The following is a 13,188-nucleotide window of genomic DNA, read 5'->3' on the forward strand; positions in this document are numbered from 1 at the left end:
GACATACCCTGAAATCGTTTCGCTTTCCCATCTTGATTCGCTCCTTCATTCGTTCTTTTAGGAGCAGGATAGACAAGAAAGATAAGATCTTAAACGTATCGAAGAATTAAGTCTGATTTATATATTATGAAATTGATTCACTATTAACAGTAAACAAAATCGCTAAAATGTTTAATCAACGTTCAAAATACAGACCGATCAAGCGAAGCAAAATTACTCCACCCTTCTTCAACGAACATGGCAGGTTTAGTTGAACAAGTCGGATATCTTCATATGTTTCACCCCAATAAAAAAGCACCTGATTATTCGAATGCATACTTAATTATTCCATGTAAATAAATTGAGAATTTTCGCTGTACACACTCTCTTAATTTGATTTTCCCTTCCCTTTCTAATTCTTTAACCAATTCTTCAATCTTATTTTCATCTTCTTTAGTAGCCTTAGGAACTTCTATTGAAAACAAATTATTTCGACTGGCATTCTGAAATTTTTTTAAAAGTCTATCTTTATTCATTGGATCATTCCCTTTATCTACAATTGGTTCATCTTTGTCATTATCAATTTCGTCCTTATTAAACCATAGTGGATCTTTGTCATCAACATCGCCATTATAGTTGATTAGTATTTCTTCTCCTGCTTTTATATCTGTGTAAGCATAGAAGTCAAACGTGTGGTTCGTAAAGTTAATATCATAAGTGGCATTAGGCTTGTACGAATGGTTAAACAGCATACCATATCCTAAGACGACCGCCGTGTGGTTTTTACCATACTCAAACACGTAATCAGCAAGAATGGTTTGCTCTATGAAAACATGCTCCTTATTAGGATAAGGAATGACCGGTGCTTCATGTATAAGCTCACCTTTTGCTATATCTTGTTTCGCGAATACCCCTCTATTGAACTCTCCATTGCTGAGTGTGGAAGTCTTTATCTCAATCATGTTAGTCACCTACGCGTTCTTTCCTATGAAGTCTCTTATCTTCTTAAGTTTGCCAGTTGATAAGGATAAAAGCAACTGTGATAACCAGAAATGATGATTATAAAAAAAGACTCCACATGTGGGAGCCTTTTTATGATTACTTTAAATTATGCTTTGCGAACGTTAGCAGCTTGTGCTCCACGTTGACCTTGTTCAATATCAAAAGTAACTTTTTGACCTTCATCTAATGATTTGAAGCCTTCTCCTTGAATAGCACTGAAATGTACGAATACATCTTCTCCGCCTTCACTTTCGATAAAACCGAAACCTTTGTCTGCATTAAACCATTTTACTGTACCTTGTGCCATAATGTTTCCTCCTGTTGTGGAATATTCCACCATTGTATTACTACCCTTGCTCAAACATAATATTTCAAGACGAAAACTTCTATTTAAGACATTTCTCTTCTATCAATTCTATACCGAACAAAAATAATTATTTTTATCATAACAGAGTAAAAGAACAAAAGTAAATAACCGAAATTGAATAAATATTTTTAAAAAAACTTTTTAGCTCAGACAAAGGGGTAATTTAGCCAGCCAGTAAAGGTTTTTCTGGTTGTGGTGTAAAAACTCCCCATAAACTAACTTATGCCAAATCCTCTTGAGCGGCAGCAAGAGGATTTTTTATGCTTCGTCTTGTTGCACGAACGGGGCAGGATAGTGGAAAAGACTCAAAAAATTAAGCAGGTTCGAAAAATAGAAACTACTTTTTGAGTTAGCTTTTTAATAACCTTTGAACTAAACAAATGTACCCCAGTACATTTGTTGTTGCTTTGCTAAGAACCAGACCTAGACACCATTCCCTTTTAAATTTTTCATATGTAATGAAAACCTATCGCCCCCGTTGAAAAATGATAAGTAGTGAATTTTTTCCTAACTTTATTTATCTTTAGCAATTTCTTTTCTGTTAGGGGCAAGTGGAGGCTGTTCCAACCATTTATTTTTCACCATAATATCAAACCATCCTTTTGTCACGGTTAAATTGTTTAATATAACGGTTTCGTAGTTCATAGCGAGGTCTGTTCGCATGGCTGATGCAAGACCTGTGCCGTGATATACTTGTGCAGCTTGAAACAAGAATCCAATATGATAGAGTATCAATTTATCCGAGAAAGGTGATTCCTGGGAAGCAGTTATTTCTGTCTCTAATGACATAGGAACCGGAAGATAATCATCCTGCATTATTTTTGAAAGTGATTGTATCTGCTGATTTGAAGTTTTTTCAGTTTTCATTAAAAACTTTCTGACTTCTTTTGATTGAGTTACTTGGCTAAAGGCGATAGAAAGGGTTTTAGCCATAATGCTCTTTTTTAAGTTAAAAGAAAGACTTATGATTTCGGTTGCAGCCAGAGGGCGTTTATTACCAAAGAATCCATCGGTAAAATCTTGGCTAGAAATAAATGTAGGATTTTTATCAGGATAAAAATAGGGGTCTCTTTGGAACTTCCCTTTTTCAAGCAATAATTCAGTAGTTAGATGGTACATCCTTTTTCCATCGTTATCACAGGAATCAAAAAACTGGCGTAAGTCCTTTCTAACTGAAACGCTAAGAGAAGTTATATGACCTATTAATCCGTGCAAAGTCATGATATATAAGTAATTTAAACAGAATATATCCGAAAACAATCTTTTAGCGCCTTTATTAATAAGATCAGATTCATTAAATCCAATAGGAACTGGAAATCCATCGTTCTCTATAAATGTCATGATTTGTTTCTTTTGTTTATCGAAAGTCTTTATAGCGTCTTCAAAAACAGTTTTTATTGAATCATCCTCAATAATGGACAACATATATCTATTCACTGTATCTGTCATAGTACCATTTACATACTGTGCCCAAAGGGATCCAATTTCCGCACTTGTTAGTTTTATGTCTTCTTTTTCCATGAGATATCACCTCTTTTGTAAGTTGCCCGTAAAGACGGCAGAATATTACTAAAGGAACTTCGTTTTAGACTAGCAGAAGTGTTGGCTTTATTTATACTTCTACGGGATGGCAAGGTAAGCATATATTAGTCGTCATGGTTGATCATGAAGTGGCTACCGTCGTAAACCAACTTTGATATAAAAACAACTGGATTCCAGAAGATGGAGAGAATAGAATGAACTTTGTCCCATATGTATTTGAACAAACAAGAACAGGCGAACGAGCTTATGATATCTATTCACGGTTCTTACAGGATCGTATTATTTTGCTGAAGTGAATATTTGAATAATTCAAAAACTCTTTGATATAATAGAAAAAAGGACAAGGAGTTGGTTTTTGTTGGAAAAATATTTGCTTCCTGCACCACAACAACCTGAAAGAAAAGTCCTGGATTCTATATTTGCTGAAATGGTGTTAAACAAAGCCCTTCGTGATTTCCGAAAAGAGCAAATCGGAAAAGAGATCGACCAGTCATTACGGGATCGAAACAAAGAAGAATTCTTACGATTAACAGAGGAATTAAAGAATATTTCTTAAAACTGCTGTATATGGGAACGACTTTGAGATAAAAAGAAACAAACTTAACACATTGAAGTTATAGGAAATAAGGAAGCCCAATCCTCAATTTGGATATGGGCTTCTTTGTTTGAAAAGGTGTACTTTTGCGAACAGGTTATAAGTTCCAATTTTATAGTAAGACTCTTTTAATGGCTATTGTTGATGATAATAGTTGTCTTTAGTATATCCAGTTTATCAAGAAAACCATACAAGTAAGTATCAGCAGTAAAGACCAACATAGCCTGTTAACGACTTTTTCCCCGTTCCGAAGGAGTAAATTGAAACTGCTGATAGAGTTATAATAAAGGTAAACCGGCTCTATTCAGTAACATAAGGGTGGTGACTTTCTATGAAAAATCGTGATAAAAGGCGAAAAAAGAAACGTGACTTTTTAAAGGATTACTTGAAAAACAAGTTGAAAAATTGGAAACCTAAACTTGGTAAAGAACCTGCATCTAACCTTAAAACGTCAGAACAACAGAATAGGGACCTGGATTAAAAAGCAGTTAATTTAGCCAACTTCTTTTTTTACCATCCAATATATTTTATTCAACAAAACAATTACATCCAATATGTTTCATTCACAACTTTTCTATACAAAAATCAAAAACTCCTTGATAATCAAGGAGTTTCTCTTATTCTATATGGTTCTGGTGAATGCAACATAATAAAAAGCATTATGTTGCATTGATAAAAGAACTATTTAATGGATCATTCCATATTTTGAGAGTTGCCACTTTAAATCAAATAATAATTGATCCACCTCTATTATAGTGGTGTCAAATCCATTCCAAAAAACAGATGATAAGATTCCCTCTTTTTTCATGGCTATTAGAAACTCATTCATGAATTGATCTAAAGGGATAGCTATAATCTTACAATCATCCATATCTTCTTCCAAGCAGCACTGAGCATACTCTTTAAAAGGCCAAACAGGAACCAAGATTTTATCTTCTTCATCTCCAGCCATCTTAATATGATTGCTTTGATCTAATACTATCCAAACCTCCTGAGACTTAGAAACTCGTTGAATAAAGTATTCATAACGGATTTTAGCAGGAGCTTTAACAAATTGCTGAAATTCTCTTGTTTCCAACATATCGTTTCCCTCCTTTTCATTCTAAAAATTCGGAATATTACATTCATTATAGCTATACCGGCGAAATATGTATGCAAAAATTTCATTCTTTTTCCCTTTTAAAAAAAGAATAGTATCTTTGATTAAACGATTACCAAATATATGTGTGTCAAGAGTGTTTCTGATTGCGTGTCATATTCACCCTGGTTAACATAGCAATCGTTAAAGGAAGTTGACGTATCAATCTAAAAATAAAGACATATTAATCAGATCAGCGTATTCGCCCTTACTAAATTTGATTTGTTTCTTTAACCTTCCTTCCTCTTGAAATCCCATCTTTTGATATAAAGCAATAGCTGCATCATTTCCTGAAATAACTTGTAAACAAATCTTCTCAATTTCTTTTGTGCTCTTAGCCCAAGTGATTAAAGCCCGAATCATCCGTTTTCCAATTCCTCGACCACGGTATTTGTCTTGGACTCCTACAGCAAATTCTCCCGTATGTGAATTTCTTATCTTTCCCCCACGTACAAATAGTAAATCTCCAATAATTTCGCCTTGGTCTTCAGCTACTATAATAAGATTCCGTTGTTGATAGATGTCTGCAATCCATTTTTCTTGAGATTCTTTAGTAGCTTTATACTCCTCTAATGTGGTCAGGGTAAAATAGCTGTTTTCTAAAACAGTTCTTGCATGTCCTATAAGCCCTTGTGCATCTTCTAAAGTCGCTTCTCGAATTTGTATCATCCTTAGTCTCCCCTTTTCTATATTTTTCTTATCTAATTAGAGAAAGTATGACGTCTCAATCCTTTTCTGAAATGAATACCATATACAAGCCTAGTTAACATAATCAATTTTATCAGAAATACACGACCCCGGATTTTCATTGAATCTGAGGTCGCTGTAACATAATATAATGTCCACTTCATTGCACTTGTAAAAAGAGGTAATCATGGTCAACACATTGTTAAAGATTATTATTTACCACGAATCTGGATTGACTCAAAAGGGAGAGAATGGGCAGCCATGAATAGTATGTTTAGTCCATCATCAGCTTTTATACTAATTATTTATGTTTCACTAAACAAAGTCCCCTCTTCATCATGGAGCAACTTTAATCTGCTAAAAACGATCTCTCACACGTTTAAGCCTTGCATGGTACTTGAGTATATCCTGCCGTGCTTTCTCAGCTTCAGGAGCGATTGGCCTTAGCTTCTCCAATTCCCAATACTCAACAATCACATCTAATACTTGGTCGAAATATTCCAACGGCCCATAATTGGCTTCTTTTGCGATGATGGACATTCGATCTTCGAAATCAGGCATAACAGTACCCGGCATTTGGAAGTTCTTAATAACATGACCAAGATAATAACAATAATTCGGTTCCAATCGCAGGTGGAGTTTTATGACATCTCGATAAAAAGCGTAATGAAGAATTTCGTCTTTGGCCAGCCTTCTAAGGAGGGTGGCCAAATCTTTATCATGTTCTCCCGCCACTTTCGCCACATTATTATAAAAAACCATTGTTGCCAATTCTTGAAGTGAAGTATACACCATCGTTTCAAACGGAGTATGAAAATCCGGCTGCCACCCTCCTTCTACCGTTTGCTTATGCAATTGGCGAAGGCGTTTAGGGTCTACGTTTCTCGTGATCAAAAGGTAGGTCTCCAAAAGGTTTGAATGCTGGTCTTCTTCCGCTGTCCATGTATGGACAAAATCCTGGATGACAGAGAGCGATCCTTTAAAGGTTTGGTCTAGATGGGATGTGAACCAAGGCAGATTGACTTCGGTCAAAAGAGCGGTCTCTACTGCGGTAATCACTCCCTGGGGAAGTGTCACTTGGCTTGGATCCCATGGTACTCTTCGGAAATCCTGTGCCTTGTCCCAAGGCAAAAAGTCGTGGTATCCCCAATCTATTTTTTCCACTCTTTTCTTGTGTTCATCATAAAGTTCCTTCAACTTTGGTTCAAGCCTAAAGTCTAAATGGTTCGTTAGCAAATGTCTTCCTCCTCTGTTTCTACTATTCCTAATAAATCTATTAGAGTCGAAAAATAAGATCATTTCCGACAAATTTTGGGACAACTTGGAAATCACATCAATCGTTTTCACATACATAAACTCCAGTTAAGTTATCGAAATATGGACATGATCGATTCTTTTTAAAGTATGTTTAGTCGATCGTCAGCTTTTATACTAATTATTTATGTTTTACTAAACAAAACTCCTTCTTCATCAAGGAGCAAATTTAATCTGTTTTTGTAATCGTCAATCATAATATAAAGATTGGATCGTTGTACAAGCCATAGATATCAATCAGCTTCGATGGGGATTAGGAGGTAACTTTTCTAAAAGACGTTCTCCAGCTCTCATTTTATGACCACATAAAGGACAATTTTGATGATTCTCATAAGAGAAATCTTTTCTCATCCAACCAATACAGTCTTCTGATTCACATTCCCAAACCTCTATTTGTTCTTTAGGTAATGGTTCTTGATTCTTTCTACTATAATACATGATGTCATCACTACTCCTCTTATATATTATTCTATCTCAAAAACCAATATAGAACCCTACTTATATTTCCACATTACTCTATAAACTGATTAATTTGATAAGAGAGTGACTATGTATACGCTATACAAAACTAATTAACATCATGATTTTTAGAGGATCTAACCAACAAAAGAGCCCTTATATAACGGGTTTAAGGAAGAGTAGAGGCATAAAAGACAATGCAACATAATAATCATCATGTTTTATTCGATTATTCATAAAAAAGAATTAGAAGCCTTCTCTTTTATTTGCAGACTCATGCTCGCTTAGCTACTAAGCATTCACTTTTTTGATCCTCACTATCGCCCATTCCAAATTCATCAGCAACCTTCTTTCATAATTAAAAAGAGAAATTAGCTTTTTACCTTTATCTAAATTAATTAAAGTTGGCCTTTTCAGTTAATTGCTATTGTTTCCTCCATCTGTTATAATAAAAGTAATTATTTTTGTTCGGTATAGGTTGGATAGCAGAACTGTCTTAAAAAGAAGGTTTCGTCTTGAAAAATTATGTTTGGGCAAGGGTAGTAATACAATTGTGGAATATTCCACAACAGGAGGCAATATTATGACACAAGGTACAGTAAAATGGTTTAATGCAGAAAAAGGGTTTGGATTCATCGAAGTAGAAGGCCAAGACGATGTATTCGTACACTTCAGCGCTATCCAAGATGAAGGTTTCAAATCATTAGACGAAGGGCAAAAAGTTACTTTTGATATTGAACAAGGTCAACGTGGAGCACAAGCTGCTAACGTTCGTAAAGCATAATTAAAAGTGATTATAAAAAAAGACTCCCATGTGGAGTCTTTTTGTGTTCACCTTTAATCCAAACTAACTAAATAAAGTCACTTACTGTTATGCACTCTTTTTTCCGAATAAGGTCTTTCCTTCCATTATGTTACATAGCGATTATTATACTGCCTTTAGTCGAAGAACTGTTCCACTCTGTCTAAGACTTTACGATCCTCCGACGTCAGCCTCTTAGGCTTCATTGGAGAAGCGATTTGAATAAGATTTAATGGTTCGTGTGATAAAATTTCAAGATAGAAAGGATTAGAAGCACGGTTCCCAGCTAAATATCCTTTCAAAATCTTCAGCTTTTTGGTCGAACCTGTAATCAATCCATCATAATTCCATTCGATTTCGTTTTGATATTTTGCGTCTAGTCTTTCCTTTAAGGCCAGTGCCTCCGACACAGCCTCTTGTGGTGTGCTAAAGAAAGAATTAGCCCTCTTCATTCCCGCTTTTTTGATTCCATCGCCTGCTTTGGCTTGATATACTTTTACTGTCATATTGGTCATCCTTTCCGTGTTGGTCTCACGCCTTCTGCCGGTGAGTATACACACCAGAAGACCAAAGAAATCGATTCCTTCTCTTTTAGTATACAACTTATTCCTAGTTATTGCCAATTTTTCAAAGGAGTAGAGATAAGGGATCATTGATTTTAGCTTTGTATAAATTATTCAAATTTAGTTACCATAACATCTGTTAGAGGAAGTCAAAAAAGAGCTATCAGATTCCATGTTAATCTGATAGTTTCCCAGTGTAATATTCCTTTTGGTTATATTAAATGCCCGCGTTAGCCGCCCATGAGAAGATAAACGATTCGTGGAGAATCGATGAATCTAGCATTAAGGCGAATGCAGAATGGATGTACCTGTACTACGCAGTGGACTCTGAGAGAGGTACCATTGATTTTTCCTTAAGCAAAACAAGAGAAAAAAGCTGTAAGGCACTTCGTGAAAAAAACTTTGTCCTAGACTTCATGGCTTTGCAATCCATAAGACCTGGCTTACCCTGGAGTGATTAAAAAGTTAAAGAAAGAAAAAGCATGCCTGAGAGCATGCAAATTAGATAAATTCGATATTTAAGCAATACCGTAGAGCAAGATCATCCATTCATCAGAAGGCGTATTCACACCATGTTCTTCTGTTTCTTCACACAATTCTAAACAAATTGTTTTAATATCGTCGAAATCGGCACAGGACATAATTTTCCCTCCTTTTATAATTAATTAGAATTTTCTGGTATTATTATCCAGCTTTTATCGAATGGTGTAAAGGACTGAAATTTACACATATAAGGGGTTGATTCTGATGTGAAAAATTTATCAGATTTGGATATAGTGGATTTTGTTATGAACCAGACATAAAAAATGTAGAGACGGAAATGCATAAATGGTTGCTACCGCCTCTTTTCATGATTCCTGGATTTCATGCACAGCGTGCAGCAACTTTTGATCACGTTCCTCTACTTCTACATCAAAAAATGCCTGTAAAAAATGGTTTACAGCCTGGAGCAATCATTTATGTATGATTGCTTTTTTTGTATAGGAATAATCATTATGTGTTTTTAGGGACATGTACCTTTCCCTAAAGAATCAATTTTTCATATATCTATTAAAGAAAAGTCATATAAGGATTCCTCTCATCAATGTATTAAAGGGCTCCCATTGCCATTAGCCGAATGTTTAAACGTACAAATACAACAAAATATGGATTGGACAACCCCAATCAAATGAGGCCCCCTTAATCATTAAGGGGGGCGATCTTTACCAAGAAAAGATGTATTCACAGATTTCATATAATGTATATAAGTCCCACTTAATTTTTTAACCTCTGTCACCAGGCCTGCTTCTATTTGCGTCTTTCTGTTTTTTCACCTTGAACAAGCTTACAAAGGTTCTCGTATAAGCGGCTGACAAGAACCCGCAAGGCAGATTGGCGGCCGCTTATGCGTAAAGAATTTAAAATGAGGGGTTTTGCCCATGTTAAATTCTTTATGTGGATTTATATATACAAGTCCTACTTAATTTTTTAACCTCTGTCACCGGGCCTGCTTCTATTTGCGTCTTTCTGTTTTTTCACCTTGAACAAGCTTACAAAGGTTCTCGTATAAGCGGCTGACAAGAACCCGTAAGGGAGATTGGCAGCCGCTTATGCGTAAAGAATTTGACATAAATGTTTTTTATTTATGTCAAATTCTTTATGTGGATTCATATATATATATGGGTTGCATTAAATTTTTTATATTTGTTATATACGATCACATTTAAGAAGCTATCCCATTCTAGTGATTTGAAATAACTCCCATACCTTCTAATATTGCTTTCGCATCCTTATTTAAATATTCTACGACGTCTTTTCTTAAAAATAATGGCGCTTTCTCTTTGATGATCATCTTTATCTGCCTCAATTCAAATTTTGAAGCATAGGAATTTATAGCGCTAATGGTTGCCATTTCTTGTCTTGTAAATGGTTCATAACCAGAGTTTAATCTATGAGTTAAGAAATCGAGTAATTCTCTCGCATTACCCGTTAAAATATGTTTATTCTCATTTAGGATCGTTAGATTCTCTTCAATATATTTCCTTGCAGTAGCAAAATCCAAGTCCTCAACACTTTTGTTAATTTGTGTAATTAATTCTCGAAATGTCATAAAGTTCATTCTCCTCTTAATGCTATCATTTACAAATTATCTTTCCTTTTCTCTTATCTATAATCGGCCAATAATACAGAAAATGAAATCAATACTCAATTAAAGTATAAGACTACATGATTAAGAGGATAAGGTCTTTTTATAACGGGGGTGCCTCCATAGCGGGCATTAAATAATTGTACAGTAATTAATTCAGTAAGATCAAACTATTATATAGAATCTGTTTGATTACTAGAACAGTTGGAACTTAATAAAGTAAGGAAAATGACATTTTATGTTCGGTATGGACAACTAACTAGATTAATAGAAAATGTGCTACTTAGCTGGGTATTTAACCGTTACAAATTAGATTGGACAAACATAGTATACTGTACCTTTTATGAAAGGAGTGAATATAAACCATGGGTATTAAAAATTTCTGCATTTACGAAGTTAAATCCGTATGTGGATCGTCCGGGGGATATGGAGGCCAATTTCAAATAGGAGATTTAGTCTGTCTTCCATGTCAGATACCTTGTCCCCTTGTTAAAATTTGCGTTGATTACAATCAAAGATATACTCTTGTTCTAAAGAGAAAATCTGAAGATTGCCAGCTGTGTCCTACAAATGCGAAAACACTTCCGGGAAATTTTTCATACTGTGATATTCATAGTTTAGATGGTTAACAATCTCAAGAGTAGTTCTCATGTGCTGCCAATCGTACAAATAGCCATTCATTTCGTTCGAGTTTAAAGACTGCACAAAATTGTTTGTATACTATATACAAATCTAGTTAACACAATGTTCTTTATCGGCAATTGAAGAGGCCGGGTACCTTTTGGATACCCAGCCTCTTTTTGTTGACATAACATTCGTTTATTGGAAGTAAAAGTTCAGACAGTCGATTGTCTGAGCCTCAAACTCCATGTCGCTGCAACAGAGCTATAGCTTCTATCGTGTATTGGGCATTACAATTTGGATAAATGCTTGTCCAGATTCCGTCTTCGTTTCTTCTAGAAGCAAGTTCAACAAGATAGAGGTTCATCATTGGATGTTCTTTCGGTATTTGAGCATTTGACCATAAAATTAAAGGCCATGTCAACTCCATTACGTCAAACCAATCCTTATACTTATTTTCTTTTTAAAAAAATTGAGACCGTTTCATGTATTTTTCACTGGTTTGGTAATCTCCTTTTTACTTGGACAAGTTGATCATTGACGTTCAGACGAATGTTCATTTCAATCGGTGAAGGCGGGGAGTCTTGCATTTTCACTATTTTTTTCACATCCATACGCTCATCTCCTTCAAACCGACTGTCTTTACGATCTCTTCAGCTGACACAGGCAAACGACAAACCCAGCATCCCGCTGCATCGCGAATGGCTTTGGCGATAGCAGGAGCCACGGCCACGGCACCGAACGAATAAAGGAAATGCCCGCCGTTGACGGCATCCGGGGTTGTCGGGAAATGGAAGTTTGTATTGACCACAATTGGATGTTCTTTCGCTAGTTGTTTGTACGTAATGCACGGCCCACTTGCTGTCGGGTCTTCTTGATTCCACACTCCCCCCGTTCCAACCCGTAATTGCCTGGAAGAAATGCCGGTAAGCTGCGAAGCCTTTTCCAGAAGCTGCTGACGGAATGAGCTCTTCATGCGCTGAACCGCCTGCCACACCATGCTTGTTCCCCTTGATGCGGTGGAAGAACCGGACGGCGGCACTAACGCCGTGTCGCCAATCACGATGTTGATGTCTTCGGAAGAACATCCGAGTTCCTCTGTCATAATCCGTTCAATCACAGACAACAGGCCCTGACCGCATTCTTCAAACCCGAATGCCGCTTTAAACCGGATCTCACTGATTCCCGCCTGTTTTGATGGATTTTGACGGGACATCCTGTCGCAATGACCAGCAGCGCCCCATAAGGCTGAATGTTTAATTCATCTTTCCCTCCGAAGGAACCCCCCATCGGACTGGATACCACCCGTATATCTGCCTCTGGTACTGCAAGAATACGCGCTAATTGAAAGCGGTCTTTATAGCCGTGCTGCGTTCCGGCATATACGGTAAGACGGCCGTCTTCTTCCGGTACGATGACACCTCCCTCTGTTTCCATATAAGCATGCATTTGGCGGGGCAGCTCATATGTTTCTTCCACCACAACCGCACATTGGCCGAATCCTTCTTCCACATTTCCTCTTTGATAACCGGAACGATGCAGCACATTGCCCCCGGGATGAAGCTTCGGAGCATCAGGGAAAAGGGCTTTTTTCGGATCATCGACTGCGGGAAGCGGCTCGTAAACGACTTCAATTAACTTTAAGGCTGCTCGGCAATTTCCTCTGTTTCGGCCGCTATAGCAGCAATCGCGTCCCCTGTATAGCGAACTCTTTCTTCACAAAGCACCGGCTGGTCCGGAATGACGATTCCGAATCGATTCATGCCTGGTATATCCTCATGTGTCACAACTGCCCTTATCCCGGACAGCTTTCTGGCGCGTTCTGTACAAATCGAGAGAATTTTCGCATGAGGATAAGAGCTTCTTAATATTTTCCCATACAGCATATGAGGAAATGACAAGTCCGTTAAATATTTCAACTCCCCTGTAACTTTCCCAAGGCCATCCGGCCGAACCTGTTTTTTTCTTTCTGTTAAACGCACATGACCCCCGCC

Annotated in this window: 14 protein-coding genes and 3 pseudogenes; 4 read left to right on the plus strand and 13 right to left on the minus strand. The window is 36.7% G+C overall.

Going from position 1 to position 13,188, the window contains the following annotated elements; genetic code table 11:
• Positions 1 to 566 precede the first annotated feature (566 nt).
• The 3 genes and pseudogenes from ACFOU2_RS17045 to ACFOU2_RS17055 form a co-directional block, all read right to left on the minus strand.
• Positions 567 to 941 (minus strand): annotated as a pseudogene (locus ACFOU2_RS17045) (SET domain-containing protein); the annotation flags it as partial.
• 146 nt (positions 942 to 1,087) lie between these two features.
• Positions 1,088 to 1,288, minus strand: coding sequence for a cold-shock protein (locus tag ACFOU2_RS17050; RefSeq protein ID WP_028397784.1), 201 nt, complete (start codon positions 1,286 to 1,288; stop codon positions 1,088 to 1,090).
• 573 nt (positions 1,289 to 1,861) lie between these two features.
• The gene (locus tag ACFOU2_RS17055; RefSeq protein ID WP_377917200.1) at positions 1,862 to 2,869 is read right to left on the minus strand and encodes a DUF3231 family protein; all 1,008 of its coding nucleotides are present in this window, start codon (positions 2,867 to 2,869) and stop codon (positions 1,862 to 1,864) included.
• Positions 2,870 to 3,245: 376 nt separating this feature from the next.
• Between ACFOU2_RS17055 and ACFOU2_RS17060 the strand changes: the two genes are divergently transcribed.
• Together ACFOU2_RS17060 and ACFOU2_RS17065 are read left to right on the plus strand one after the other, a co-directional pair.
• Positions 3,246 to 3,446: an IDEAL domain-containing protein gene (locus tag ACFOU2_RS17060; RefSeq protein WP_377917202.1), complete on the plus strand. Its 201-nt coding sequence runs from the start codon at positions 3,246 to 3,248 to the stop codon at positions 3,444 to 3,446.
• A gap of 370 nt (positions 3,447 to 3,816) precedes the next feature.
• Positions 3,817 to 3,966 (plus strand): hypothetical protein, encoded by a 150-nt coding sequence (locus ACFOU2_RS17065; RefSeq protein WP_377917204.1) that lies wholly within the window; start codon positions 3,817 to 3,819, stop codon positions 3,964 to 3,966.
• Positions 3,967 to 4,170: 204 nt separating this feature from the next.
• Here ACFOU2_RS17065 and ACFOU2_RS17070 read toward each other — a convergent pair whose 3' ends face one another.
• The 4 genes from ACFOU2_RS17070 to ACFOU2_RS17085 all read right to left on the minus strand — a co-directional run bounded on the left by ACFOU2_RS17070 (position 4,171) and on the right by ACFOU2_RS17085 (position 7,062).
• On the minus strand, positions 4,171 to 4,566 hold the full coding sequence (locus ACFOU2_RS17070; protein ID WP_377917206.1) for a DUF2750 domain-containing protein: 396 nt from the start codon (positions 4,564 to 4,566) through the stop codon (positions 4,171 to 4,173).
• Positions 4,567 to 4,785: 219 nt separating this feature from the next.
• Entirely contained in the window at positions 4,786 to 5,292 is a 507-nt protein-coding gene (locus ACFOU2_RS17075; RefSeq protein ID WP_377917208.1) for a GNAT family N-acetyltransferase, read from the minus strand.
• A gap of 375 nt (positions 5,293 to 5,667) precedes the next feature.
• Complete coding sequence (locus tag ACFOU2_RS17080; RefSeq protein WP_377917210.1) at positions 5,668 to 6,546, minus strand: acyl-ACP desaturase; 879 nt, start codon at positions 6,544 to 6,546, stop codon at positions 5,668 to 5,670.
• A gap of 315 nt (positions 6,547 to 6,861) precedes the next feature.
• On the minus strand, positions 6,862 to 7,062 hold the full coding sequence (locus ACFOU2_RS17085) for a cold-shock protein (protein WP_377917212.1): 201 nt from the start codon (positions 7,060 to 7,062) through the stop codon (positions 6,862 to 6,864).
• A 604-nt stretch (positions 7,063 to 7,666) separates the two neighbouring features.
• Between ACFOU2_RS17085 and ACFOU2_RS17090 the strand changes: the two genes are divergently transcribed.
• Positions 7,667 to 7,867 (plus strand): cold-shock protein, encoded by a 201-nt coding sequence (locus ACFOU2_RS17090; RefSeq protein ID WP_377917214.1) that lies wholly within the window; start codon positions 7,667 to 7,669, stop codon positions 7,865 to 7,867.
• Between the two features lie 155 nt (positions 7,868 to 8,022).
• Here the strand turns inward: ACFOU2_RS17090 and ACFOU2_RS17095 are convergent, their stop codons facing one another.
• Positions 8,023 to 8,391 (minus strand): hypothetical protein, encoded by a 369-nt coding sequence (locus ACFOU2_RS17095; RefSeq protein ID WP_377917216.1) that lies wholly within the window; start codon positions 8,389 to 8,391, stop codon positions 8,023 to 8,025.
• A 308-nt stretch (positions 8,392 to 8,699) separates the two neighbouring features.
• Between ACFOU2_RS17095 and ACFOU2_RS25715 the strand changes: the two are divergent.
• Positions 8,700 to 8,822 (plus strand): annotated as a pseudogene (locus ACFOU2_RS25715) (DDE-type integrase/transposase/recombinase); the annotation flags it as partial.
• 144 nt (positions 8,823 to 8,966) lie between these two features.
• On the opposite strand, the gene ACFOU2_RS17105 reads toward ACFOU2_RS25715, so the two are convergent.
• The 5 genes and pseudogenes from ACFOU2_RS17105 to ACFOU2_RS17125 form a co-directional block, all read right to left on the minus strand.
• Positions 8,967 to 9,089, minus strand: coding sequence for a hypothetical protein (locus ACFOU2_RS17105; protein ID WP_377917218.1), 123 nt, complete (start codon positions 9,087 to 9,089; stop codon positions 8,967 to 8,969).
• A 207-nt stretch (positions 9,090 to 9,296) separates the two neighbouring features.
• Positions 9,297 to 9,401, minus strand: a complete 105-nt coding sequence (locus ACFOU2_RS17110) for a DUF3967 domain-containing protein (protein ID WP_377911753.1) — start codon at positions 9,399 to 9,401, stop codon at positions 9,297 to 9,299.
• A 767-nt stretch (positions 9,402 to 10,168) separates the two neighbouring features.
• The gene (locus ACFOU2_RS17115) at positions 10,169 to 10,537 is read right to left on the minus strand and encodes a hypothetical protein (RefSeq protein ID WP_377917220.1); all 369 of its coding nucleotides are present in this window, start codon (positions 10,535 to 10,537) and stop codon (positions 10,169 to 10,171) included.
• An 895-nt stretch (positions 10,538 to 11,432) separates the two neighbouring features.
• Positions 11,433 to 11,624, minus strand: coding sequence for a hypothetical protein (locus tag ACFOU2_RS17120; protein WP_377917222.1), 192 nt, complete (start codon positions 11,622 to 11,624; stop codon positions 11,433 to 11,435).
• A gap of 294 nt (positions 11,625 to 11,918) precedes the next feature.
• Positions 11,919 to 13,176 (minus strand): annotated as a pseudogene (locus tag ACFOU2_RS17125) (molybdopterin cofactor-binding domain-containing protein); the annotation flags it as partial.
• Between the last annotated feature and the right edge of the window lie 12 nt (positions 13,177 to 13,188).

This window comes from Bacillus songklensis (genome assembly GCF_042649685.1).
Taxonomy (GTDB): Bacteria; Bacillota; Bacilli; order Bacillales; family Bacillaceae_H; genus Bacillus_BA; species Bacillus_BA songklensis.

What these genes read in the sequence shown, in the direction of transcription:
- ACFOU2_RS17070 (WP_377917206.1), bottom strand. Translation starts at nt 4,566, where the DNA reads ATGTTGGAAACAAGAGAATTTCAGCAATTTGTTAAAGCTCCTGCTAAA.
- ACFOU2_RS17120 (WP_377917222.1), bottom strand. Translation starts at nt 11,624, where the DNA reads ATGGAGTTGACATGGCCTTTAATTTTATGGTCAAATGCTCAAATACCG.
- ACFOU2_RS17065 (WP_377917204.1), top strand. Translation starts at nt 3,817, where the DNA reads ATGAAAAATCGTGATAAAAGGCGAAAAAAGAAACGTGACTTTTTAAAG.
- ACFOU2_RS17095 (WP_377917216.1), bottom strand. Translation starts at nt 8,391, where the DNA reads ATGACAGTAAAAGTATATCAAGCCAAAGCAGGCGATGGAATCAAAAAA.
- ACFOU2_RS17090 (WP_377917214.1), top strand. Translation starts at nt 7,667, where the DNA reads ATGACACAAGGTACAGTAAAATGGTTTAATGCAGAAAAAGGGTTTGGA.
- ACFOU2_RS17115 (WP_377917220.1), bottom strand. Translation starts at nt 10,537, where the DNA reads ATGACATTTCGAGAATTAATTACACAAATTAACAAAAGTGTTGAGGAC.
- ACFOU2_RS17075 (WP_377917208.1), bottom strand. Translation starts at nt 5,292, where the DNA reads ATGATACAAATTCGAGAAGCGACTTTAGAAGATGCACAAGGGCTTATA.
- ACFOU2_RS17050 (WP_028397784.1), bottom strand. Translation starts at nt 1,288, where the DNA reads ATGGCACAAGGTACAGTAAAATGGTTTAATGCAGACAAAGGTTTCGGT.
- ACFOU2_RS17105 (WP_377917218.1), bottom strand. Translation starts at nt 9,089, where the DNA reads ATGTCCTGTGCCGATTTCGACGATATTAAAACAATTTGTTTAGAATTG.
- ACFOU2_RS17055 (WP_377917200.1), bottom strand. Translation starts at nt 2,869, where the DNA reads ATGGAAAAAGAAGACATAAAACTAACAAGTGCGGAAATTGGATCCCTT.
- ACFOU2_RS17085 (WP_377917212.1), bottom strand. Translation starts at nt 7,062, where the DNA reads ATGTATTATAGTAGAAAGAATCAAGAACCATTACCTAAAGAACAAATA.